Origin of the sequence: Paraburkholderia sp. EG287B, assembly GCF_040965595.1 — a bacterium.
Lineage (GTDB): Bacteria > Pseudomonadota > Gammaproteobacteria > Burkholderiales > Burkholderiaceae > Paraburkholderia.
This window is the reverse complement of record NZ_JBFRCG010000123.1, coordinates 1-246: the sequence shown is the minus strand read 5'-3', so window position 1 is coordinate 246 and position 246 is coordinate 1. Positions and strand designations below refer to the sequence as shown.

Annotated in this window: 1 protein-coding gene; it reads right to left on the bottom strand. The window is 64.6% G+C overall.

Going from position 1 to position 246, the window contains the following annotated elements:
* The coding region (locus tag AB4Y40_RS43005) for a molybdopterin cofactor-binding domain-containing protein (protein WP_368693004.1) at positions 1–246 on the bottom strand (246 nt) is incomplete at both ends.

The window sequence follows — 246 nt, the reverse complement described above, 5'->3', positions numbered from 1 at the left end:
CTGAGTATTGCTCACGCCCTGGGTCTTTTCGTAGACGGTATAGCGGCCGTCGGCGGAAGGCACGACGGTGCAGCCGTGCATCTCCATCGGCTGATGAAATTCCGTGGGCGTGCTGTAAAACGCGTCGATGGCAGCGATCTTGCCACGAGCGATGGTGGCGTTGACGACCGCACCGTGCACGAGCCCTGTGGCCGTGAATTCGGCGGCGTAGCGCGCGGCGCCCGTGACCTTGCTGCGGCCGTCCAC